This window comes from Loigolactobacillus iwatensis (assembly GCF_003950295.1).
Taxonomy (GTDB): domain Bacteria; phylum Bacillota; class Bacilli; order Lactobacillales; family Lactobacillaceae; genus Loigolactobacillus; species Loigolactobacillus iwatensis.
Window position 1 is genome coordinate 31252 of sequence record NZ_RHNP01000018.1, and the last position, 20554, is coordinate 51805.

The 20554-nt window shown below is 39.8% G+C and carries 18 protein-coding genes and 1 riboswitch; of the genes, 10 read left to right on the top strand and 8 right to left on the bottom strand.

Annotation, left to right across the window (positions count from 1 at the left end):
• The first annotated feature begins 206 nt into the window (after positions 1–206).
• Positions 207–1790: a cation:proton antiporter gene (locus EKM98_RS06180; protein WP_125981317.1), complete on the top strand. Its 1584-nt coding sequence runs from the start codon at positions 207–209 to the stop codon at positions 1788–1790.
• 243 nt (positions 1791–2033) lie between these two features.
• Here EKM98_RS06180 and EKM98_RS06185 read toward each other — a convergent pair whose 3' ends face one another.
• The 4 genes from EKM98_RS06185 to EKM98_RS06200 all read right to left on the bottom strand — a co-directional run bounded on the left by EKM98_RS06185 (position 2034) and on the right by EKM98_RS06200 (position 4564).
• A complete protein-coding gene (locus EKM98_RS06185) occupies positions 2034–2732 on the bottom strand; it encodes an ABC transporter permease (protein ID WP_225418534.1) in 699 nt (232 codons plus the stop codon).
• 45 nt (positions 2733–2777) lie between these two features.
• Positions 2778–3491: an ABC transporter ATP-binding protein gene (locus tag EKM98_RS06190; RefSeq protein ID WP_125981319.1), complete on the bottom strand. Its 714-nt coding sequence runs from the start codon at positions 3489–3491 to the stop codon at positions 2778–2780.
• Positions 3484–3861 (bottom strand): GntR family transcriptional regulator, encoded by a 378-nt coding sequence (locus EKM98_RS06195; RefSeq protein ID WP_125981321.1) that lies wholly within the window; start codon positions 3859–3861, stop codon positions 3484–3486. Before EKM98_RS06195 ends, EKM98_RS06190 begins: the two co-directional genes overlap by 8 nt.
• 133 nt (positions 3862–3994) lie before the next feature.
• Positions 3995–4564 carry an LOG family protein gene (locus tag EKM98_RS06200; RefSeq protein WP_125981323.1) on the bottom strand — a complete coding sequence of 190 codons (570 nt, stop codon included), beginning with the start codon at positions 4562–4564 and terminating at the stop codon, positions 3995–3997.
• A gap of 1263 nt (positions 4565–5827) precedes the next feature.
• Between EKM98_RS06200 and EKM98_RS06205 the strand changes: the two genes are divergently transcribed.
• Positions 5828–6148 (top strand): MazG nucleotide pyrophosphohydrolase domain-containing protein, encoded by a 321-nt coding sequence (locus EKM98_RS06205; RefSeq protein WP_125981325.1) that lies wholly within the window; start codon positions 5828–5830, stop codon positions 6146–6148.
• A gap of 307 nt (positions 6149–6455) precedes the next feature.
• Positions 6456–8237, top strand: coding sequence for a DNA helicase RecQ (gene recQ / locus EKM98_RS06210; protein WP_125981326.1), 1782 nt, complete (start codon positions 6456–6458; stop codon positions 8235–8237).
• A gap of 178 nt (positions 8238–8415) precedes the next feature.
• On the opposite strand, the gene EKM98_RS06215 is transcribed toward recQ, so the two are convergent.
• Both EKM98_RS06215 and EKM98_RS06220 read right to left on the bottom strand, forming a co-directional pair.
• Positions 8416–8694, bottom strand: coding sequence for a hypothetical protein (locus tag EKM98_RS06215; protein ID WP_125981328.1), 279 nt, complete (start codon positions 8692–8694; stop codon positions 8416–8418).
• 265 nt (positions 8695–8959) lie between these two features.
• On the bottom strand, positions 8960–9793 hold the full coding sequence (locus EKM98_RS06220) for an alpha/beta hydrolase (protein ID WP_125981330.1): 834 nt from the start codon (positions 9791–9793) through the stop codon (positions 8960–8962).
• 95 nt (positions 9794–9888) lie between these two features.
• On the opposite strand from EKM98_RS06220, the gene EKM98_RS06225 reads away from it, so the two are divergent.
• The 6 genes from EKM98_RS06225 to EKM98_RS06250 all read left to right on the top strand — a co-directional run bounded on the left by EKM98_RS06225 (position 9889) and on the right by EKM98_RS06250 (position 16554).
• Entirely contained in the window at positions 9889–10452 is a 564-nt protein-coding gene (locus tag EKM98_RS06225; RefSeq protein ID WP_125981332.1) for a GNAT family N-acetyltransferase, read from the top strand.
• Positions 10453–10575: 123 nt separating this feature from the next.
• Positions 10576–11139: a hypothetical protein gene (locus EKM98_RS06230; protein ID WP_225418535.1), complete on the top strand. Its 564-nt coding sequence runs from the start codon at positions 10576–10578 to the stop codon at positions 11137–11139.
• Between the two features lie 268 nt (positions 11140–11407).
• On the top strand, positions 11408–11923 hold the full coding sequence (locus tag EKM98_RS06235; protein ID WP_068281127.1) for an Rrf2 family transcriptional regulator: 516 nt from the start codon (positions 11408–11410) through the stop codon (positions 11921–11923).
• 334 nt (positions 11924–12257) lie between these two features.
• Complete coding sequence (gene alsS, locus EKM98_RS06240; protein WP_125981335.1) at positions 12258–13934, top strand: acetolactate synthase AlsS; 1677 nt, start codon at positions 12258–12260, stop codon at positions 13932–13934.
• Positions 13935–13957: 23 nt separating this feature from the next.
• The gene (gene budA / locus EKM98_RS06245) at positions 13958–14677 is read left to right on the top strand and encodes an acetolactate decarboxylase (RefSeq protein WP_125981337.1); all 720 of its coding nucleotides are present in this window, start codon (positions 13958–13960) and stop codon (positions 14675–14677) included.
• A 41-nt stretch (positions 14678–14718) separates the two neighbouring features.
• A riboswitch (Lysine riboswitch) is annotated at positions 14719–14895 on the top strand.
• 207 nt (positions 14896–15102) lie between these two features.
• Positions 15103–16554, top strand: coding sequence for an amino acid permease (locus EKM98_RS06250; protein WP_125981339.1), 1452 nt, complete (start codon positions 15103–15105; stop codon positions 16552–16554).
• Between the two features lie 63 nt (positions 16555–16617).
• Here EKM98_RS06250 and EKM98_RS06255 read toward each other — a convergent pair whose 3' ends face one another.
• Together EKM98_RS06255 and EKM98_RS06260 are read right to left on the bottom strand one after the other, a co-directional pair.
• Positions 16618–18114: a helix-turn-helix domain-containing protein gene (locus EKM98_RS06255; RefSeq protein ID WP_125981341.1), complete on the bottom strand. Its 1497-nt coding sequence runs from the start codon at positions 18112–18114 to the stop codon at positions 16618–16620.
• A 187-nt stretch (positions 18115–18301) separates the two neighbouring features.
• The gene (locus EKM98_RS06260; RefSeq protein ID WP_125981342.1) at positions 18302–18973 is read right to left on the bottom strand and encodes a deoxynucleoside kinase; all 672 of its coding nucleotides are present in this window, start codon (positions 18971–18973) and stop codon (positions 18302–18304) included.
• A 391-nt stretch (positions 18974–19364) separates the two neighbouring features.
• Between EKM98_RS06260 and EKM98_RS06265 the strand changes: the two genes are divergently transcribed.
• On the top strand, positions 19365–20042 hold the full coding sequence (locus EKM98_RS06265; RefSeq protein WP_125981344.1) for a Crp/Fnr family transcriptional regulator: 678 nt from the start codon (positions 19365–19367) through the stop codon (positions 20040–20042).
• Positions 20043–20554: the final 512 nt, after the last annotated feature.

Consider the following 20554-nt stretch of genomic DNA (forward strand, 5'->3'; position numbering starts at 1 on the left):
AATTCTAAAATACTTCTAATTGGCGGCCCAGATGTCCATTGCGTCACATGCTAATAATAGTTAGTATAATAACTATGGAAGATTTATTAACAAATTCGTGTTTAAAAATCACTTTTAATAGTGTGTATCTGACTAATTCAGTGTGAACGTGGCAAGCACAGGAACCTGGGCGCTTTTCCAAACATTTTTTAAGGGAGGCTTGATCTATGGGGCTTTTAATCTCGTCGTTTGTCATTTTGGTGGCAGTAGCCGCCAGTAATATTATTGCTAAATATATTCCTGGTATTTCGCGAACCTACATTAACCTTGCTGTTGGTGTACTCGTGGGATTAATTCCAATGACTAATCACTTGGTTTTAGATTTTAACGATAACGTCTTTATGATTTTAATTTTAGCACCACTATTATTTTTTGAAGGACAAACAACACCATTACTAACGGTGCGAAAAAAAGTTAAAAGCATTGTGGGAACGGCGGTTGTTTTGGCCGTTCTGTCAGCAATTTTAGTGGCAATTGTCATTCATAAAACATTTAATTTGATTATTCCAGTGGCCCTTATTATTGTGGCCATTAGTACACCAACTGATGCAACGGCTTTTGATTCGGTGGTTGAAGGACGTAAAATATCACAATCATTAAAAAATAATTTAAAAATGGAATCACTATTTAATGACGCTACTGGCATTATTCTCCTTCAGGCAGCAACTTTGTGGTTAAGCACCGGCCATTTATCCTTGTGGGGTAACGTGACTGCCTTTTTGGTTTCGGCAATTGGGGGAATTGTTGTTGGTTCAATTCTGGCCTTTGCGTTTATGGCCTTTCGCCAATATTTTGTTCGTTCAACCAACAATGTCATTTCGTCACAAACCTTGATTTACATACTCACGCCATTTTGCATTTATTTTTTGGCCGAGAAATTAGGCGTGTCTGGGATAATTGCCGTTGTTTCGGCCGGTTTAGTCCATAATAGCGAGGCCAATCGTAGTCGTTTTTCCTCGCCGCGGCAAATGCATTTAGGGCTTCAAATGATTAATTTTGCGAATGAAGTACTAAATAGTTTTGTTTTTGTGGTCCTAGGAATCAGTTTGGAGCGAATCTTTTTCAGTCGCTATAATATAATGATCAGTTCATTAAAGTGGCTTGCAGTGGGGATTGTCGTCTACGTTTTGTTACTGGGCTGTCGTTATGTTTACGCGCGTTTCTTCATTGGTGATAAACGGCGCCTAACTGCGAGTCTGTTTGCGCTAGGTGGTGTTCACGGGACCGTTACCTTGGCAATGACTTTTTCGATTGGTAGTGAAATTCCGCGTTCAACCTTTCATTTCATTATTATTGTGGAAACCGTTGTTATTATTTTGAGTATGCTAGTACCAACTATTGTCTTTAAATTTATTTTACCAATTGATGCGGACGAGCAAAATCGTGCTGATGAATTGCAAAGATTACGTCACGAAATGGTTATTGTTGGTATCAATCAAGTAAAATCAATGACGTTGACGGCAGAGGTCAGTGCTAGTGTCATTTACGACCTGCGCGATCAAACACAGAAAAACACGCTTAAATCCTTTTACCGCCAATGGCATGCAGTAACCTCGAATAAGGCAATGCTAACGGGATTACAAAGCGTTGAAGAACGCCGTGCTTTGATGCATGCTTTGGATGCTGAACGGCAATATTTGTACACTTTAGCAAAAAGGCACATGGTTAGTTCAGATTATGTTTATGAAATCTATAGTGAAATATTATTGTCTGAATCACTAGTACTTGATCCTAAAAATCAAATGATTTGATTCTTTTCAAGCATCGTCCAATTGAAAGGTGGCAAGCTGGGAGTGGGACAAAAGTCCATTTTGAATTGGCCGTAGTTAGATACGTGAACCCAGGCTTTTGGTGCACGTTCTAGAGTAATAATCTAGAATCTGAACGCTTTTTCCGGCACGCTAGATTTAAACGTAAAAAAGTCCACTGTGTATCCGGCAATTAAGTCTGATACGCAGTGGACCTTTCAATTATAATCGTGACTGTTTTTATAATTAAGCGTTTTGTTTGGTTTCCACCCAATTCTTTAACAAGTAGATGTTGATTAGTGAGAAGACGATTGTTATTAAGAAAAGTATCCCGCTAAAGCTTAGTAAGCCCGGATTAATGGTCGCATTATATTGACCTGTGAAGAGTGGGGCAACAAATTTACCTAGCAAATTGCTCACCATGGATAAAATCTTCAAAAGAAGAATACCAACTACAACGTACAACACGAAGTAAATGAATCTGGAGCGCATTTCGGGTAGCCAAGTGCTAATCGTTATCCCTAACAAATGGACTAAACTAATGAATGCCCAGCCGTATAAGGTCAGTGCCAGAATGGTCGTTAGACTAGTGGCGATATAGGGGAAAATTTGTTGGAAAGAGGAGTGGATGTCTGATAAAGCACCGATACTGCAGATTCCGCCGATTATTAGTTCCAGTACAAAAAAGTAAACAAAACTGAGTAACGTTGAACCCAGATTAGCTAAGTATAGTTTGGTGTCAGTGGTAGGTAATAACCGCGCTGAACTGCTGGTCCAAACGTGTTCGGTTCGGCGTGCCAAGAGGATAAATAAAATTAAACCGGCAAGAAAACCATAAGAAAGCGTTAGTCCGAATGGGTCCATTCGGTCAAAAGTGTGCTTCCATAGTGAGTTGATCAATGTGATCACTAATGCCAGTAGCTGCAGGCCGACAATGGCGTGCACGCTGTTACTTTTTTGCGAAATAAATTTGTCGTTAATGCCAATATTTTAGTCATCATTCTCGCCTCCCGTATAAAGATTTTCGTAATAGTCCTCGATACTTTCGCCGTATTTTTCACGAATGGTGTCGGCCTGTTCTTGAGCAACAACGTGCTTATCTTTGACAATAACCACTGAGTCCAATAAATTAGCGATATCGTTAACGTGATGATCACTGATGAGAATTGTGGCCGTTTCTGATTTCCACTTTAGAATACTGGCAATAATCTTTTTGCGGCTCATGACGTCAATACCATCAAATGGTTCATCCAACAAATAAAGGGGAACTTGACGTGCCAAAGTTAATGCAACGATAAATTTGTTGCGGTTACCCTTAGATAACTTACTGAGGCGTTGGTGCAAATCAAGCTCAAGAAAATCTGCCAATTGTTGAAATTGCGTCGCCGAGAAATCAGGGTAAAGTAACGTGTAGTCATGGACAATTTGTGCTAAACGAGCTCGTTTATCGCTACCATCTAATTGATGACTAAAGCTGATCTGTTGCTTTCGATTAACGACACTGGTTTGTTGATTAACACTGATTTCACCATGGAAACCTTTGGCAACACCACTAATCAAACGCATTAACGTTGTTTTGCCGGCACCATTTGCACCCAATAAACCAACAATGCTGCCTGCCGGTATAGTACAGGTGAGATCGTCAAGAATGCTAACTAGATTTAATTTATAAGTTAGATTTTTAATTTGTAGAACTTCAGTCATGTTGTACTTCCTTTCGTTGGTCAATGTAGTTTTTTAAATATTGCACCATTTCTGCAGGAGTGATTTTGAGGGCAAGCATTTTATCATACAATTCACTAAATTGTTCCGTAACTATGCGTTTTTTTAACGCCTGCAGGAGCTGAGTATCGTTAGTCACAAAATTACCCTTACCACGTTGGGTGATAATGATACCTTCCGTCGTTAACTCACTCAGTGCTCGTTGGATCGTGTTGACGTTAACCGTCAACGTTACCGCCAATTGCCGAATTGCTGGCAGCTTCTGCCCGGCCTTGAGATGTCCTAGAATAATTTCCTGATAAACGTACTGTTTAATTTGGTAATAAATTGGTACCTTATCGTTGAATTTCATGTGGCCCTCCTTAATAGTGTATTAGCTTTCTATTACACTATAGGACGTTTCGGGAAATTTGGCAAGGAATTTTTTGATAGCCGTTGTACGAATATCCGCCCAGTTTACCGAGTTGGTAGTGGCACTGGGAAAATTAATTTTGATAATGACGAACCTTAGGCGGAATATAAGCGGTCATGAAGGCTAAAATCTCAGTTAATGAGTCAGAGAATAACAGCTTTTCCCGGTCAATTTGGGTAAGAAAATCATCCTGCACCATTTCATCGAACATAGCTTTCAATGGGTTATAGTAGCCATTAATATTGTAAAAAACGCAGGGATTATCGTTATCACCAATTCGCGCCCAAGAGAATGCTTCCACAATTTCCTCCAAAGTTCCGGGGCCACCGGGTAAAGCAATACAGCCATCCGCTATCGTTAACATTTCCTGTTTGCGAATGGACATATTGGCTACCACTTCTAGGTCAGAGAGTTCGCTGAAAGCAGCGCCGTGATCGACCAGTTCTTGCGGCATAACGCCGTGTACCTTACCACCATTATGAAGCACTTCACTTGCTAGTATGCCCATTAAACCGACGCCGCCACCGCCATAAACTAGTTCGAGATTTTCACGCACTAACCAGCGGCCTAATTTGCGAGCGGCAGCCTGATAGATTTTATTATTACCGGAGGAGGCACCACAGTAAACGGCAATTTTTTTCATTTTAAAACCAACTTTCATTTTTAAATTTAATCAAGGCGTGTTGAAAAAGGATTAAGTTTCTACGCCGTAATTGGTGGTCAAGTAAGGGAAGTTGAGTAGTTTTTTAAACACTCTCCTAGTGGCGTGTAGCGCTCATATTTAAAACTATTAGCTAGTTTTTAGAACGCCAAAACCTAACTGGAACGAGCCAGAACAGATTAGATTCCATTCCGGGGCGCGAGGACGGAACACGTGCGACTTGGACTTGCCGGGCTTCAGCTTAAGTCCAATCGACAACGGGAAACAAGTTCTGTTTAGTGAATATGTTCTAGTAATTAATATTTGCTAAAATTGGGTGTTAAGAATGAGCGACAGTGGCGGGTTGGCGAGCTAACTTTTACCAGATAAAAGCAAAGCTGGAGTAAAAATGGATCTCGCCAAGCCCGCATGGCTCTACTCCACAATAGTGGATGATTTTCGAAACGAGAATCTTAGATGTTACGGACGATGACCATTTAACTAAGGCATAAGGCGCCAAGTTGAAACATGGCTCTAAATGGCCCAAACCGCCATTAATAATCATCGACACAGCTGACCCTCGCGCCCCTTCACTCCATCAGGCCGCGTGGAACATTCAAGCGTTGTTTGTGTATTCGGCAGCTACTGTAAAACAGCTTGTTGCAAGTAGGTGAAAATTACTTTCATCAGTGTTGATAGCTAATTAAGATCACTTATAAAGTGTAAAGTCTTAAGGCCATGGTTCCGACTCAATTGTACTAACTAAACGATTAAATTAATTAATAATCAGAGCTCAACCACTGCCAAGGTGAAATGGAGGCGCTGGCGTATCAGCCGTGTCGAAGGTACTTGATGACCGAATTGTGGTCATTTAGTACCTTGCGTGATTGACAAGATCCATTTTCTTTTCCGGTGGGTTTAATCGGAAAGAAAATTAGCTTGTCAACGCGCCACGCGTTCCATACGCCAGCGCCGGAATGGAACCTAACCAAATCTGACCAGTGCAATTCAGTGGCCAAGCGGCATAAGCATTATTTTTAGTAGCGATATAATTTAATTTAAATATGGGCGCTACGATGCACTAGGATTGTCTATCTACAGTGAAATAATAGGTTATAACCAAACTAACGCTTTAATTTTACAGCAATAAATTTCAGAAAGAAGAATAGAATTTAAATTAAGAACTATTTTTTTAATATCGTCCGAATTATTTTAGCGATAGTTTATACTTGTCCTACAAAACTAATAGAAACTAAGGGGCTTAATATGACTTTACAAGAACACCAACAATGGTTAGTCGCTTTTTATAAACAGCGTAATTGGTACCAGTATTCGCCGTTTATTCGGTTAAATTTTCTAATTGAAGAAGTAGGAGAACTTTCCTGGGCGATTCGGGCGTTAGAAATTGGGCGCGATCATCCCGGGGAGAAACCAGGAACAGATGCCAGTAAACGCGCAAATCTACAAGAAGAATTAGCGGATATTTTAGATCAAGTGTTGATTATTAGTGCAAAATACAATATTGCTCCAGAAAATCTGTTAACTGCTAGTGAAACCAAATTAAGCCAACGATTTAAAAATAGTTAATGATCGGTTATTTTTGATGATGCGCTTTAGATTAGATCTTAAAGTTAGAAACGCATTGCCTAATAAATCATGTGGTCGACTTGTCGACTAATTTTCGTAAATTATCCGGATTGTTCTGGGTCGTATTTGAAAAATACTTTTACTAGTATTTCCCTAGCCAATTAGTCCAAGCCGTCATTTATCTAACTAATGCGGCGGATATTAAATGAAATTTGGCGGAGTTTTTAAGTAGTGTCATTGGCAGTTGAAACTTAAATGGTTGCCGCTTAAAATAGAGGGATCAGTAAAAACGGAAAGTGAGCGAAATATGCAACTAACAGCAACGACTCTTTTAAAAACAAAATTTGGTTATGATCATTTTCGCCGCGGGCAAAAGACAGCAATTGATAAAGTACTTGCTGGTGAAAATAGCTTAGCGTTAATGCCAACTGGTGGTGGTAAATCCCTTTGTTACCAAATACCAGCGTTATTGTTGCCGGGTATCACTTTAGTAATCTCGCCACTGATTTCGCTAATGAAGGACCAAGTGGATGCCTTACATGAAAATGATATTCCAGCGACCTTTATTAATAGTACTTTGGATTATGCTGAAATTAATGAGCATTTGCGCCTGGCGGCTAGTGGTGAGGTTAAGCTGCTCTACTTAGCACCAGAGCGCTTGGATTCCAGTTCTTTTTTGGCCGAACTTGGTCGACTTAATATTTCATTAATTGCAGTTGATGAGGCTCACTGTATTTCGCAGTGGGGTCACGATTTTCGGCCTAGTTATTTAAATTTAACGACAAGTTTGGCACAACTACCAAGTCAGCCACCAATTATAGCCTTGACGGCTACCGCCACCGTCCAAGTTGCAGACGATATTTGCCAGCGCTTAGAAATTCCGACCGAAAATGTTATTCGAACTGGGTTTGCCCGGGATAATTTGGCTTTTCAGGTAATTAAGAACCAAGATCGTGATCGTTTTTTGCTAGATTACTTAAAATTGAATCATGATCAGTCTGGCATTATTTACGCGAGTACACGTAAAGAAGTGCAACGCCTGACTCACTTACTGCAACAGCGCAAAATTAAGGCAACGCAGTATCATGGAGGTCTGTCAGAGCAAGAGCGGCGCCAGAACCAAGAGGATTTTTTGTACGATCGGGTTCAAGTGATGGTAGCAACCAATGCTTTTGGTATGGGGATTGATAAAAGTAATGTTCGCTTTGTGATTCACGCCCAGGTGCCAGGAAGTTTAGAGGCTTATTATCAAGAGGCTGGTCGGGCCGGGCGGGATGGTCTGCCTAGTGAGGCCATTCTAATCTTTAGAGCACAGGACACACAAATTCAACATTTTTTCATTGATCAGTCAGAAATGGACGATGAACATAAACAAAAGGAGTACCGCAAGCTACAAGAAATGGCGCAGTACGCCAATACACAGACGTGTTTGCAACAATTTATTTTGCGTTATTTTGGGGACGAACCTGGTGAGCCGTGCGGGCGTTGCAGTAATTGCCTAGATCAACGAGAAGAACAAGATATTACTGTTGATGCACAAAAGGTATTATCTTGCGTGATTCGAATGCACGAGCGTTTCGGTAAAGCCGTAATTGCGCAGGTTTTAACGGGTGCCAATACGTTGCGCGTTCGGCAGCAACATTTTCAAGAGCTATCTACTTATGGACTATTAAAACGGCAGTCACAGAAAAATGTGATTGGGTTAATTGATTTTTTAACGGCGTCCGGCTTTTTACGCGTTAGTGGTGGAAAATTTCCGCTAGTTCAGGTGACGGCGGCGGGGGAGCAAGTCTTACGTGGAAAGCAGCAGGTGTTGCGTAAAACGGCAGTGAAAGCACAGCAATCCTTACCCGAAGATGATGAATTATTTCAAAAATTACGTCAGTTACGGCGTGAGTTGGCTGAAAAACAGCAAGTTCCCCCGTTTGTTATTTTTTCGGATAAGACGCTTCACGCTTTGGCAGGCGAGTTACCAACTAATTTAACCGAAATGCTGGAGGTCAAGGGGATTGGCCAAAATAAGCTAGACAAGTACGGGCAACAATTTCTTGATGCGATTAATGCTGCAACGACAACTCAAAAAGGTTAGGTATAATTTTCGCGACTATAATATTGGAAGATACAAAAAGGGTTGACGCTTTTGCGTCAACCCCTACTATTTCCGTGCATTACTTCAAAATGTGTGCCAAAAGCCTGGGCTAGCTGTAGTTATGTAGTAAACCCAAAGCGAACTTTTGTTCCACGCTAAAGTGGTTAATGAATTTTAATTAAAAATAAGCATAATCTTTGTAGTCTTGATCATCGACAACTTCGAAATGACTCGGATCAATTCCGGTCTCCTTAGCAATAACTGCTGTAAAATCAGCCTTACTAATGTGACTCCAGAAACGGTAATCAGTGTCACCGTAAGCCATCCAGTCACCTAATTTAGTGACACGTGGAAAAGCCTTTAGATCTGGTCGTGGGATATCAATAAAATGGAGAACAAAGTCAGAAGCATCATCATTAAATGCTGGTCTGAGTTGAAAATAGTTGCGTACTGCCATGGTCGTTTCCCTCTTTCTAAATCGTGGCGGAAATACGAAAGTAACCTTTAACACTGTATTAAGTATACCGTAAAATGAGAATTTGACAAGTAATTAGCATCCTAGATAACGTAATCAGGCTATACCATTTCATTTAAAAAGGGCTTGAACTATGATTAGTAGTCTATTTTGTAAAGAATTTATAATGATTAGTTGCGGTCAGTTAGCTAGACCATTTAGTGATCGAAATTAATGTGCCTTTAAGTCATTAAGTGGGCCTGCAATTTTAGGAAAGGTTTAAGGCTAAGGTTTCATTTAACCATTCAATCGTTAAGTCAACCCAATGTGCGACGTGTGGTTGATTAGCGTCTGTCTTCCAGGCCGTTTGCCGATTAGCAAGTGCTAAACCGTGGGGACCATGATGGAAAAAGTGGGCCTCAACGGGAACCTTTTGTTGATAAAGTGCAGCTAAATAACGCAGACTATTACTTGCGGGTACCATTGGGTCATCCATCGTGTGCCAGATAAAAGTCGCGGGGTTAGCGGTAGTAACTGCTTCATCGGCCGCAAACTTTGTCGGCTGATCAGTTATTTTGGCCAACTGTTCTTGACTGGTCGGAAAGCCTGTATCTAAACGAATAACCGGATAACTAAGAATGGCCGCCGCTAATTTGAGTTGTTCTGGTTGGGCATTGAGTGTTTGCGTTAACCACTTTGATTGCCAATAATCAGCGTAAAGGCTGACAATGTGGCCACCTACAGAGAAACCGGCGGCAATAATTTGTGTAGGATTGATCCGAAACTCGCTAGCGTGCTGGCGTAAGGTCAAGACGGCGGCCCCTAAATCAATAATTGGTTGAGGTAATAGTGGTTTTGGTGCGACATCTTTTATAAAGTGGTACCGTAAATAAAAGACTTGTAGGCCGCGGGCAGCAAATGTTAGCGCCATAGTTTCTGCCTGTTCTTCAGGAATATGGGTATACGAACCGCCAGGAACGATTATCAAGGCTGGGTACGCCGGTTGGGTTATTTTTGGATCTAGCTCACGCACGTACCCGCGTAAATACGCACTGGCCACTCGTTCACCTATCTGAGGTAAGGGTAAAGTTAGAGTTTTCATAAGATCATCTCCCACAAGTAAGTTTATAATGATTAAATTGATTTTACAGCGCAAAATAATGAATTTAAACTAAAAATAAGAAAGAGGTTAGCAGAGTGGCACGTTTAGAAACGAAACGATTGATTCTTCGCTCGTTTGCAGAAAACGATCTGGATGATTTACATCATTTTGCACAGAATCCCAAACTAGGTAAAATGGCTGGCTGGCAACCACATAGTGGGCTTGGTGAAAGTCAGGCAATTTTAACGTTATTTATTCGTAGTGACGAGGTTTTTGCACTTGAATTAAAGGAAACGCACCATGTAATCGGTAGTATTGGCCTACACCGCAGAGCACCGTCAGGTTCAACACCTGAGGATAGTGAGCGTGAGTTAGGCTTTGTTTTGGATGAAGACTATTGGGGGCAGGGCATAATGCCGGAAGCCATCATGGGTATACTTGCTTTTGGGTTTAATCACTTACATTTAATGACAATTTGGGTGGGTCATTTTGCAAGTAACCGCCAGTCAAAACGTGTAATTGAAAAAACAGGTTTTCATTTTGAATATGAATTAGAACGACCAAAGTTATTTGCCGATGATGCACCGGTAACGGAATGTTATTATAAATTAACGGTGACTGATTACCGCTCCCAACAGGCCAAATTAGAGAATTCTTAGTTTTGAAGTAATTCTAATGGGGCTTTGATGAAAACAGTATGAAAATCTCTCTCCCATAATGATTATCCATTAAAGACGTAGTTGGTTATGGTATAATAAATTTGATTATGGATAGGGGGAACTATGATGGATGAGCAAAAAGAGCGTGAAAATGCAATAAAAAAGGCTTACACTGAACGCTTAACCGCAATTGAAGCTGATGCTGATTTAACGATACTTGAAAAACAAGATAGAATTGATGCACAACCGAAGAAAATTACGCCATATATTGTTTACACGAATCTAAATCGTGAACGATTTAATGAACGGAGCTGTTCGGTATTTGTGTATACCCCGTACGCAAATGTTGATAAGTACGGCCACTCTAAAACAGATTATCAAAGTGAGTTACTTTTTGAATATAGCGCGTGGGACAATGAGATTCACATGACCGTTTTAGAGACGCTTGGTTCCGAGAGTCAACTTGCTTTTTACGATTTTCAAAATCACGGGATGGCACAATTAGCAATTATTAATTTACTTAAAATTGCACGCAAAATAAACGTTACTGAAATTGAGGGTAATGTCAGTTCCTTTGATGGTGAGGGTTTAAAAAAGGTTATTTACCTATTGAGTAAGTTTGGTTTTACGTTTGATATTCAAGATAAAAAGCAAGGCCTAGCCAGTTTTAAGTTGAAACTCGAATAGGCAGTTGGCTTGGCAGTTAGTTTAGATTGCAGTACAATTGAGAAACACCCTTGGCAGGAGGAACGTGTTGTAATGGGTCTAGCAACCTTTTACAAGCGTTCTTTTTTGATATGTTGGCAAAGTTGATGATGAATATGCTATGATAACTTTGAGTGGCAATCTAGGGAGTGTCCGAAAAAGCGTTCAGATGCGATTTCTTAATTATGGGGAAAATTCGAACGCCCTTTTAGGACACACTCTAATTTTGTAGAAAAAAGGTGTATCAGTCATGCAATTGACGCGAGGCTTCGAACAGGCGGCTTGTATTATTACATTATTAGCAACGCAAGACCCAGACTTTCCGATCTCATCAGAAGTTATTCATCATCGGTTAAACGGCTCCCAAACGTATTTACGTAAAATTATGCGCAAATTAGTGGTAGCAGGGTTAGTGAAGTCGGTTTCAGGGAATAATGGTGGTTTTACAATTGCTCGGCCTGCCAAGAATATTAGTCTTTATGACGTTGTCCAAGCGACTGAAGGGGATATTCATACTTATCCTGATTCAGGCCTAATTGATATTGTTTTTAAAGATTTTCAACCAGTCGCAAGGCAGGGAACATCGGTGGTTAATTCAGTTTTTAGCCGTGCGGATTCGCTGTGGGAAGATTCATTAAAAAAACAGAGTGTTTACCAACTGATTAGCGAGACTTTAGGTGAATCTGAAATTCCGTTGATTAATTGGAATGAGACTGATGAAAAGCGTGAACTATTGATTCAACGATTACTGCATAATCTTCATTAAAATCCAAATTAAAGCTGAAGCCCAGTGGCCTCAGCTTTTTTAGATGAATCTTTGTCAGGTAAAAGAAGATTCGGCATAAAACCGTGCTTAAAAGGACTCCCAAATTAAATGCTGCACACATGTGGTGTAATTTTACAGTTTGTGAAAAGAAGCCAAGCATATAAAGAGTGATTTAGCAAGATTGAAATTGAATTCACAAAATAAATTGCACAAGCTTTTTGCGGTTAGATATGCTATGATAAAAAACGGTTTTTGGTACACATTAGAGTTAGATACGTTTGATAAAACTTGGATCAAAATATAATAGACCTTAAAGAACCGAGGAGGAGACTTTTTGACAGAAAAACGATATGGTGCGGATATTATTTTAGAAAGCCTAATTAATCATGATGTTAAGTACGTATTTGGGATTCCGGGGGCTAAGATCGACCGTTTATTTGATCGCTTGAGTCATAGTAAAAACCCGAAAACGCCACAATTAATTGTTACCCGGCACGAACAGGATGCCGCTTTTATGGCCGCAGGAATTGGCCGGATTACTGGCAAACCTGGTGTAGTCGCAACAACGTCTGGTCCTGGGGTAAGTAATTTGGCCACTGGGCTAGTAACGGCAACTGCTGAAGGTGATCCAGTATTGGCCATTTCGGGGCAAGTTCAGCGAACCGATTTACTGCGCCTGACACACCAAAGTATGGCCAACGCCGCTATGATGGCACCAATTACTAAATATAGTGCTGAGGTTCAGGAACCAGAGAACGTTTCTGAAGTTTTGGCCAATGCCTATCGAGAAGCAACTTCGGCTAAGCAAGGCGCTAGTTTTATTAGTGTGCCGCAAGATGTAGTTGATTCTGAGGTTAAAAGTTCCGCAATCATGCCATTGCAGGATCCAAAGTTAGGCCCGGCCAGCCCGGCTAATATCACTGTTTTAGCTCGGGAAATCAAAGAGGCTCAGCTACCGGTTTTGTTAGTTGGTATGCGTGCCTCCTCGGAAGAAGTAACCCAAGCAATCCGAAATATTTTAGAAGTTTCAGATTTACCAGTTGTTGAAACCTTCCAGGCAGCGGGGATTATTTCGCATGATTTAGAGAAAAATTTCTTTGGTCGGGTAGGGTTATTCCGTAATCAACCTGGTGATATGTTGTTGAAACACAGCGATTTAGTCATTGCGGTGGGCTACGATCCAATCGAGTATGAGCCGCGAAATTGGAATGCCGAAAGTGACGCCCGAATTATCGTTATTGATGATATGAAGGCACAAATTGACCACAACTATCAACCTGAGCAGGAGCTTGTTGGTGATATTGCCCAGACGTTGGAATTCCTGTTACCCTATTTGAAGGGGCTCAAGATTAAAGAAACTTCGCAACATTACTTGGCGCAATTACACACAAAATTAGAACAACGTGATTTACCGCCAGTTGTGACACCAGAAACAAAATTAATCCATCCGTTGGCAGTTATTTCAGCCTTACAGAAACGGGTTGATGATTCAATGACGGTCACAGTTGATGTGGGAAGTCACTATATTTGGATGGCCCGCCATTTTCGCAGTTATGAACCACGTCATTTGTTATTCAGTAACGGAATGCAAACGCTGGGAGTGGCTTTACCCTGGGCGATTTCTGCTGCGTTGTTGCGGCCAAATACTCAGATTATTTCAGTTTCCGGTGACGGTGGTTTCTTATTTTCTGGTGAAGAATTGGAAACGGCCGTACGACTTAATTTGAATATTGTTCAACTGATTTGGGATGATGGCCATTATGATATGGTTAAATTCCAAGAGGAAATGAAGTACGGCGAGTCCGCCGGGGTTGACTTTGGTAAAGTTGATTTTGTGAAATATGCTGAAAGCTTTGGTGCAACTGGGTTACGGGTTAACCAATCCAGTGACCTGAATCAAGTCTTGGATCAGGCATTTGCAACTGAAGGGCCTGTGATTGTTGATATTCCAATTGATTACAGTGATAATAAAAATTTGGGTGAGACGATTTTACCTGATCAGTTCTATTAAGATTTAATCAAAGGAGCAAAAAAATGGCAGTAATAGATAAATCAGTATTGTACCAACACGGCACGTTGAGTTTATTAGTTCCCGGTCTATTTGAAGGGACAATGACTATCGGTGAATTGTTGCAACACGGAGATTCCGGCATTGGAACCGTCCAAGATTTTAATGGTGAAATGGTTGTTTTGGACGGCCGCGCCTATCAAGTTGTTGAAACAGGTGAGGTACATGAGTTGACGGCCGAACAATCGGTTCCTTTTGCAACGGTCCACTTTGATAATCCCAAGGCAACAACTCACGAAACTGGGCTAACCAAGGCTGATGTTGAACAAAAGTTATTAACGGATTATCCTTACAAAAACGTTTTTTACGCGGTTAAAATCCAAGGCACATTCAGTCACATGTTGACCCGAGTTGTTCAAAAACAGGAAAAGCCGTACCCTAATTTAACTGAATCGACGAAAACGCAGCCAAAATTTAAGCAAGAAAACGTTAAGGGAACGTTAATTGGTTATTACGCACCAGAATTATTTCAGGGGGTTGCTGTTGCCGGTTACCACGTCCATTTTTTGAGCAATGATCATTCTATTGGCGGCCACGTGCTTGATTACACTTTGGCCGAAGGGGACGTTTCGATTCAGCCCTTTGCATCATTGCAGCAACATTTCCCGTTAGAAGATCCAGCTTTCTTGAAGGAAGATTTTAATTACGCCGGAATGAGTACGTCAATTAATAAGGCAGAAAAATAAATGAACTTGTTTCTAGCGTAGAAGTTAGCTATAATAAAACAATATAAGATTGAGGTTGCGGAGATCAAGAGTCACAAACTGGAAGCGAAAAGCGCTGGTGAAGGTTTGTAAAAGGGTGATCCGCCGAAGTCATAACTTGCTTTTTCAAGTTGTGGTTGGGACTTGGTTTAAAAGGCCAAGAACTGTCGTAACAATAGTTACGGAGCGCTATCGACTGACTGTGAAGACTAATCGTCTTTTTTGCCGTTGTAGTAGCTTGGGCAAAAAGGGCGTTTTTTATTTGTTCTAAAGTGTGGGTAAGAATGAATGACGCAACAGGAGAAAGCGACCTCTAAAAATTTAAAGTCTAGCTAGTGACACTTGGCCAGTAGTTTAAAGGGTATTGGTTTTGGTGTGGTTAGGTTAGGCAGAGGAGGATTTTTTAGATGGCGCAGGAGAATAATGGTGGGGTTAAGCGTGAGCTAAAGACGCGACACCTATCGATGATTGCTTTAGGTGGTAGTATTGGAACTGGGCTTTTTGTTGCCTCAGGGTCAGCTATTTCTACCGCTGGACCAGGTGGTGCCTTAGTTGCCTATATTGGCATTGGGTTAATGGTTTACTTTTTAATGACGAGTTTAGGGGAGATGGCAACTTACATTCCAGTTTCCGGTTCGTTTGCCACTTATGCTGGGCGCTTTGTTGACCCAGCGCTAGGCTTTGCAATGGGGTGGAATTATTGGTTTAACTGGGCAATTACCTTGGCAGTTGACGTTTCTACCACTGGGATTGTCATGCATTTTTGGTTGCCGCACGTTCCTGGTTGGATTTTTAGCGCTTTTTTTCTGGCAGTGATTTTTGTGATTAATGCGCTGTCCGTGCGAACTTTCGGTGAGACCGAGTATTGGCTGTCGATTATTAAAGTTGTCACGGTAATTGTGTTCTTGATTGTTGGTTTCTTAACTATCTTTGGCATTATGGGCGGTAATGGGCCAGCGATTGGGCTGAAAAACTTCTCAATCGGTAAGGCACCTTTTGTTGGTGGAATCCCTAGTATTCTCAGTGTTTTCGTTGTAGCCGGATTTTCTTTCCAAGGAACGGAATTGATTGGGATTACTGCTGGTGAGTCAGAAACACCAGAGACAAGTATTCCCAAGGCAATTAAACAAGTATTCTGGCGGATCCTATTATTCTATATTTTAGCTATTTTTGTGATTGCCGCTATTTTACCTTATACAAGTAAAGACTTATTAGGTTCAAGTGCCAGTGATGTTGCTATTAGTCCCTTTACGCTAGTTTTCCAGCGAGTTGGGTTAGCATCTGCAGCTAGTGTAATCAACGCAGTTATTCTAACGTCAGTTATTTCGGCCGCAAATTCAGGAATGTACGCATCAACACGGATGTTATGGGCAATGTCAAAACAGCACATTGCGCCAAAAGCATTCGGGCGGGTTAATAGTCATGGTGTTCCGATTCCGGCTTTGTTGTTAACAACAGTTGTTGGGCTATTTACCTTTATGACCGGTATCTGGGGACCACGGATCTATATGTTTCTTGTGTCGGCTTCTGGTTTAACCGGCTTTATTGCCTGGTTAGGGATCGCCATCTCGCATTATCGTTTCCGTAAGGCCTTTATTGCTCAAGGCCATTCGTTGAGCGAGTTAAAATATCACGCCAAACTATTTCCGTTTGGTCCAATTTTGGCAATGGTGTTAGGTGTTTTAGTTATTGTTGGCCAGGATTTAAACGCTGTAAAAACGTTAGATTGGCAAGCACTTGGCATTAGTTACATGAGTGTGCCCCTGTTTATAATTTTGTATGGTTATTATAAAATTCGACATAAAACACACGTTATTCCGCTAGAAAAAGTTGATTTAAGCAAAATACGGGATGATTAAATAAAAAAATAAAAAGGTTGTTGGCAAAAAATATTTTGTCAACAACCTTTTTTAATTTTAATGCTAAGTAAGCTTATTAAGGTAAGTATGTTTGATTTTCGTATATAAACTATAAAAATCGCTGTCTTGTGCGTCTAAATTCCAGTGCACAATTTCCGTACCGGCCGGAAATTTAAAGCCAAGGTAATGAGAAACGTCATCAATAGTTGTTACAATAAGATCTGCGTCGTTAAAATTAGCCCGATTGTCCAAGACTTGGACAATACTGATATCACGTAAAAAAATCGACATATCGCGGGTCAGTAAATCGTTATTTTCCATAAGCAGTTTGATTTTAACAATTTGTTTTTCCTCAAATTGGCGTAGATAAGGGATTAACAGGTAATAGAGGTAATGTGCCAAGCTCTTATGGCAGCTATAGATAATTTTAAATTCTGGGTTTGTTTTAATCGTTTGGAAAAAATCCTTAATAATCTGGTATAGGTTGGATTGCTCGTATTCGGGATGTTCATGGGAATAAAAATCCATCAATTTTGGATGATCTTCTTGTAAAACTTCCGCTGCAATGGCCAAGCGTAAGACGTTGGTTGTCAATTGGCGGTCGTTTATAATTTTATCCTGTTTGTCAGGCGCTAAATATTGAATCAAGTAGGTCATGAAGCTTTGAGTGAATTTCCAAACTGTATTGTTTTCGGTTGCGAAGTGTTTATAAAATTCCTGCGATTGATCGCTGAATTCTGAAGAAAATGAAATCGTGATGTATCGTGAAAAAAAGAAAAATTTATATTCGTTTAATGACTGATTTTTTGAAAGCCCAGGAATTACATCTTCAGTGAAAGATAATTTTTCAAAAGTAGCATTGTTGTGGGTTAGTGGGTCGAAATCAGAGCCATTATGGATTAAATAGCCATGTTCAATACGGGTGCGGCAAATACCTAACATCAGAACTTCTTGCAGTTCAACAATGATATCATCACTTTCAAGCCCCATTTTTTGGTAGCTATGGAACATATCTTTAAATGAAAATTCATTAATCGGCCACTCGATACCGTGAAAACCAATCCAATAAAAAGTAAATAGAAGTAGGCGAATATTACGTTCATCACCAATGATTCTTAGATGTGTGTAAGAAAAGCGTAATGAATAACGATTCATGAATTTTTTAAGTGCCGCCGTTTTACGCAGTAAAGTTGATTTACTGACAAATTGTGTCTCACAAAAATTGTCGATTGTTGGATTCGCCTGTTGAACTAGATAGTCAACAAATTGAAACACCAATGAGTGCTTTAACAAAAATAAGCGATAGCGATCAAGTGTAACGTGAAAGGAATCCTGGGACATTAACTTATGCCGACCAACATTTTTATCAATGTTTTTATCCAGAACTCGCATATCCGTCAATAAATCTTGAAAAGCATTGTAGGTTTGTTGATAAGATAGATTTAACGCAGTGCTAATATCGTTTATCGTAAACGAATTGGCGTCGATGGTCTTTAGAACACGAAACATTAAGAATTTTTGGAGGTCCGTTTTTTCTAAAAATAACTCTTCGAATAACATCCGCTTACCCCCATTTATAACCTGTTTAATTTTATTTTACTATTATGGCAAAGATTTGCAACAGCAATAATCTTTTAAAAGTCCGTTAAACCAACTGTTTTGATTAGATTGGTGCACTTTTTGGCGAAAAAAGACCCGCTCAAAATCTAGAAGAAATCCTTCAAAATTTAAACGGGCATTAAGTTATTTAATTGTGGTTACCAACGGCGTCCAATTGATTTAACTGTGGTAAAGTACTTAATTTTTGTTCAATGAGCGTTAGGACTTTTTTGCGTGCTAACTCATCTTCAACAAAATCAAGACGATCACCATTAATCTGCATCTTCGGGCTTTCATGATAGTCCTCATACCAGGTGTTGTAGCGCTGATTTAGTTTGAGATAGTAATTATAGAGGGTAGGATCTTGGTCAATTTGTTCGTAAGGACGATTACGTTTTTGAATCCGCGTTAACATTGTTTCGAAAGAAATGTTGATGTGAATCAGTAGGTCCGGTTTCTTCTTATAAGTTGTGTGCGGTAATTCCTGCATCATGTTTTTCATCAGTGAATCATAGACACCAACCTCTGTTTCAGTAGCACGCCCTAGATCTGCGTTTAAGTGAAAAAGCAGTGAATCTTCAAAAATAGAGCGATCCATTACACTCTCACTTTGTTGATCTGCCAATTTAAGCTGAGCAAGACGTTTATTTAGAAAGTAAATTTGCAGTAGAAATGCATACTTTTTAGGATCCTTATAAAAATATGGTAAAACGGGGTTGTCATCGACAGATTCATAAAATGCTTTAGTGTGGAGACGTTGAGCCAATAGGGTAGTAAGACTAGTTTTACCCGCTCCAATAGTGCCTGCTAATACAATCATAATTGCTAAACTCCTTAATTAATTGGTGTGCTACTAAAATTAGAATACTATATATTGTACCATCAACTGCGATGATTGCAATATGTTGCTATTAGTATAATATCTAAGGTTGTGTTTGGTACATCCGTTTATGCGTGTTTTCCAAATACTCCTCCAGACAAATTTAGTGATGAAACTTGATTGAAATCAATTCACTTTGATAATTAAATGTGTAAAATGATAATTAAACACTAGTGGTTAATGTAAAGTAGGCCAGTAGTGTGTGGTTAAACAAAGTAGATTTTTAAAAATTTAAGAGAAGCGGGTACATGATTGGTGCTAGGAATTATTTTGCAGTAGCAACATTTTGTGATGATGTGAAGTAGGTCTTTAAGAATGAAGGAGGATAAAAATGCATGCAACCCATGATTACACAGCGTGTTTAAGTTTAGTACCAATTTTCGAAGCATTACCGCATGCTGATTTAAAAACAATTGCAACAGTGATTCGACCAATGAAACAACCACGCGGAACCATTCTATATCAAGCGACTGATTTAGCCGATACACTTTATATTGTTGATTCGGGGCAAGTTAAAATCTATCAGCTGGCCGCGAATGGCCGTGAGCAGTTACTGCGTTTACTGAATCCAGGTGATTTTGATGGTGAGTATGCTTTGTTTAAGGAAAATCAGGCCCACCAATCTTACGCGGAAACTTTAACTGAGGCCACAGTTTGCGAGATTCGTCGGCAAGATTTTCAAAAGCTACTATTAGACTATCCGACAATTGCGTTACGTATTTTAAATATATTAGCAAAACGAATTCAACTTTTAGAAAAACAAACAACACGGGTAACTACAGAAAGCATTGAAACCAGATTGGCGCTTTATTTATTGGATACGGCAGATGCAGATAAAACGGATGAGTTTAAACTACCAATGAAGAAAAAGGAATTGGCCACTTATTTAGGAACCACACCTGAAACGATATCACGAAAATTAACGGCCTTTGAAGATGCAGGATACATTAAACAGGTACCGCAGCGAATGATTCAAATTATTAACCGTGATGGCTTATTATTTGTTTGACCTTAATGTTATTTTAAATGATGAATAAATGAATATTTAGCGATTATTATACTGGATTTAAAATCGAAATCCGAATCCTAATTTTAAGTATAACTATAATTGTTCGTGCATAAGCTTTTTCCTGATTTATTTGTAAGATATGCTTGACCGTGGGATGTATTGTTGGTATAGTTATTTCTGTTGTTATAGCTGTTGTGAATCAATTCTGATTTACAGAAAAGTTCTTGACAACAAATTAGATTCTTGCTAAACTATAAAAGTTGTCGCGTTAAGTAAACTTGAATATTGATTGAATAAAAATTCAAATTACTGCTTGACAAACAACCGCTTAATCTGCTATACTGACTGAGTTGTCGCTGACAATGATTTAACAGAGTAGACCTTTGAAAACTGAACAAAGTTTCGACAAATCAAATGTGTAGGGTCTTTTTTTAACCGTTCTTCGGACCGGTTGGAAGAAGCAAACATTTGCGAAGTCAATTCAATTTGAATTATAACTCGCTAGCAACAAA

What these genes read in the sequence shown, in the direction of transcription:
- recQ (WP_125981326.1), top strand. Translation starts at nt 6,456, where the DNA reads ATGCAACTAACAGCAACGACTCTTTTAAAAACAAAATTTGGTTATGAT.
- EKM98_RS06180 (WP_125981317.1), top strand. Translation starts at nt 207, where the DNA reads ATGGGGCTTTTAATCTCGTCGTTTGTCATTTTGGTGGCAGTAGCCGCC.
- EKM98_RS06215 (WP_125981328.1), bottom strand. Translation starts at nt 8,694, where the DNA reads ATGGCAGTACGCAACTATTTTCAACTCAGACCAGCATTTAATGATGAT.
- EKM98_RS06190 (WP_125981319.1), bottom strand. Translation starts at nt 3,491, where the DNA reads ATGACTGAAGTTCTACAAATTAAAAATCTAACTTATAAATTAAATCTA.
- EKM98_RS06260 (WP_125981342.1), bottom strand. Translation starts at nt 18,973, where the DNA reads ATGATTGTATTAGCAGGCACTATTGGAGCGGGTAAAACTAGTCTTACT.
- EKM98_RS06265 (WP_125981344.1), top strand. Translation starts at nt 19,365, where the DNA reads ATGCATGCAACCCATGATTACACAGCGTGTTTAAGTTTAGTACCAATT.
- EKM98_RS06200 (WP_125981323.1), bottom strand. Translation starts at nt 4,564, where the DNA reads ATGAAAAAAATTGCCGTTTACTGTGGTGCCTCCTCCGGTAATAATAAA.
- EKM98_RS06250 (WP_125981339.1), top strand. Translation starts at nt 15,103, where the DNA reads ATGGCGCAGGAGAATAATGGTGGGGTTAAGCGTGAGCTAAAGACGCGA.
- EKM98_RS06255 (WP_125981341.1), bottom strand. Translation starts at nt 18,114, where the DNA reads ATGTTATTCGAAGAGTTATTTTTAGAAAAAACGGACCTCCAAAAATTC.
- EKM98_RS06220 (WP_125981330.1), bottom strand. Translation starts at nt 9,793, where the DNA reads ATGAAAACTCTAACTTTACCCTTACCTCAGATAGGTGAACGAGTGGCC.
- EKM98_RS06230 (WP_225418535.1), top strand. Translation starts at nt 10,576, where the DNA reads ATGATGGATGAGCAAAAAGAGCGTGAAAATGCAATAAAAAAGGCTTAC.
- EKM98_RS06235 (WP_068281127.1), top strand. Translation starts at nt 11,408, where the DNA reads ATGCAATTGACGCGAGGCTTCGAACAGGCGGCTTGTATTATTACATTA.
- budA (WP_125981337.1), top strand. Translation starts at nt 13,958, where the DNA reads ATGGCAGTAATAGATAAATCAGTATTGTACCAACACGGCACGTTGAGT.
- EKM98_RS06195 (WP_125981321.1), bottom strand. Translation starts at nt 3,861, where the DNA reads ATGAAATTCAACGATAAGGTACCAATTTATTACCAAATTAAACAGTAC.
- EKM98_RS06205 (WP_125981325.1), top strand. Translation starts at nt 5,828, where the DNA reads ATGACTTTACAAGAACACCAACAATGGTTAGTCGCTTTTTATAAACAG.